4 protein-coding genes are annotated in these 2,005 nt (G+C 70.6%); all 4 read left to right on the top strand.

Going from position 1 to position 2,005, the window contains the following annotated elements:
- Window positions 1-297, top strand: a 297-nt coding sequence (locus tag VHK87_RS19330; RefSeq protein WP_329636527.1) for a tetratricopeptide repeat protein, incomplete at its 5' end; no start/stop codon positions are given.
- 20 nt (window positions 298-317) lie between these two features.
- Entirely contained in the window at window positions 318-980 is a 663-nt protein-coding gene (locus VHK87_RS19335) for an LON peptidase substrate-binding domain-containing protein (protein ID WP_329636528.1), read from the top strand.
- 9 nt (window positions 981-989) lie between these two features.
- Window positions 990-1,196, top strand: a complete 207-nt coding sequence (locus VHK87_RS19340) for a Trm112 family protein (RefSeq protein ID WP_329636529.1) — start codon at window positions 990-992, stop codon at window positions 1,194-1,196.
- A complete protein-coding gene (locus VHK87_RS19345; RefSeq protein ID WP_329636530.1) occupies window positions 1,193-1,993 on the top strand; it encodes a hypothetical protein in 801 nt (266 codons plus the stop codon). Before VHK87_RS19340 ends, VHK87_RS19345 begins: the two co-directional genes overlap by 4 nt.
- The last annotated feature ends 12 nt before the right edge of the window (window positions 1,994-2,005 follow it).

The raw sequence follows: 2,005 nt of genomic DNA on the forward strand, positions 1-2,005 counted from the left end.
GTGCGCGCCGCCCTGGCGCTCGCCGCGGAAGGCGCCTCCGACATCCAGGGCTTTCAGCAGCGGCTGGCGCAGGACCCTGCAGACCACGAGGCGCGGTTCGAGCTCGCCAAGGCGCTGGCCGCCCGGGGCCAGTTCGCCGAAGCGGCCGACCACCTGCTGAGCATCATCGAGCAGGACCGGGAGTGGAACGACCAGGCCGCCCGCAAGCAGCTCCTGACCATCTTCGAGGCGGCCGGGCCGACCTCGGACGTCGCCAAGCAGGGCCGCCGCCGCCTCTCCGCCATCCTGTTCTCGTAACCAGCGCAAAGGAGCCCGCCATGGCCGGCGGCTACCGACGCATCAGTGACCTGCCGCAGGTGATCCCCGTCTTCCCATTGGACGGGGCGCTGCTGTTGCCGCGCGGGGACTTGCCGCTGCAGATCTTCGAGCCGCGTTACCTCAACATGGTCGATGACGTCATGGCCGGCGACCGGATCATCGGCATGGTCCAGACCCGGGCCGGGAGCGACCGCGCCCGACCCAGCCTGGAGACCGTCGGCTGCGCCGGTCGGGTGACCAGCTACGCCGAGACCTCGGACGGCCGCTACCTCATCACCCTGACCGGCGTCTGCCGCTTCGAGGTCGGCGAGGAGCTGAGCGCCAACGCGCCGTACCGCCAGGTCAGGGCCGACTACAGCGCCTTCGAGCAGGACCTGGCGACGCCCCAGGACGAGGGCGATCCCGGTGAGCGGCGTAAGTTCGTCAAGGCGCTGAAGAACTACCTCAACCACCGCGACCTCGACATCGACGTGGAGACGGCCACCAACGCGCCGCTGGACGCGCTGGTGACGAGCCTGGCCATGGGCCTGCCGTTCGACCCCTCGGAGAAGCAGGCGCTGCTGGAGGCGCCCGGGTTCCCCGAGCGCTACCGGGCGCTGACCGCGCTGCTGGAGATCGACGCCCTGGAAGACGGGGATGACGAGCCGCACTCGATGCAATAGGAGCGGCGCATGAGCCAAGCCGCGCCCGAGGTCGATCCGCGCCTGCTGGAGGTCCTCGTCTGTCCCGTCACCCACGGGCCGCTGGAGTACGACCGCGCCCGCGGCGAACTGATCAGCCGCAGCGCGCGGCTCGCCTACCCGATCCGCGACGGCGTGCCGGTCATGCTGCCCGAAGAGGCCCGCGAGCTCGGCGAGGGCGAGTCGGCCGGGCGATGAGCATCCACGAGCAGGCCGCCCGCTGGCTCCGACGATACGTCGCCGAGATCCCGGATCTCGAGCAGCCGAAGCATCTCGACGACATCCTGCGCAAGTTGGCGATCTGGCGATCGAGGCTGATCGCCAACACCATCATCGCCCATCATGGGGTGACCGTGCTGGAGGGGCCGTTCGCCGGCATGGAATACGTCAGCAGGGCCACCGAGGGCGCGCTCGCCCCTCGGCTGTTCGGCTCCTACGAATCCGAGCTGCATCCGTATCTGGAGGCGCTGCGCGACACGGGCCTGGAGTGCGTGATCGATGTGGGCTGCGCCGAGGGCTACTACGCCGTCGGGCTGGCCCGGATGTTCCCGGACGTCAGCGTTCACGCCCACGACACCGACGCGGCGGCGCGCGAGGCCTGCGCGGAGCTGGCGGCGCGGAACGGGGTCTCCGACCGGGTGGTGATCGGCGGCGAGTTCAGCCCCGAGGACTTCCAGGCCTTCGCCGGCCGCAACGCGCTGGTGTTCGTTGACGCCGAGGGAGCCGAGGACGACGTGCTGATCCCCGAGCGCGCCCCGGCCCTGGCTGGCATGCGGATCATCGTCGAGACCCACGACATCTTTCGCCGGGGCGTGAAGCAGCGGCTGATCGAGCGTTTCACCCCGACCCACGACATCGTCGAGGTGCGGCAGGGCGCCAAGACCACGCCGCTGCCCGAATGGGTTGGCCAGCTGGGCCACCTCGACCAGCTGCTGGCCTACTGGGAATGGCGCCGCGGCCCGACCCCCTGGCTGGTGATGTCGCCGCGCCGCTGACCTGTCGCGGCG

Origin of the sequence: Phenylobacterium sp., assembly GCF_036263695.1 — a bacterium.
Taxonomy (GTDB): Bacteria; Pseudomonadota; Alphaproteobacteria; order Caulobacterales; family Caulobacteraceae; genus Phenylobacterium.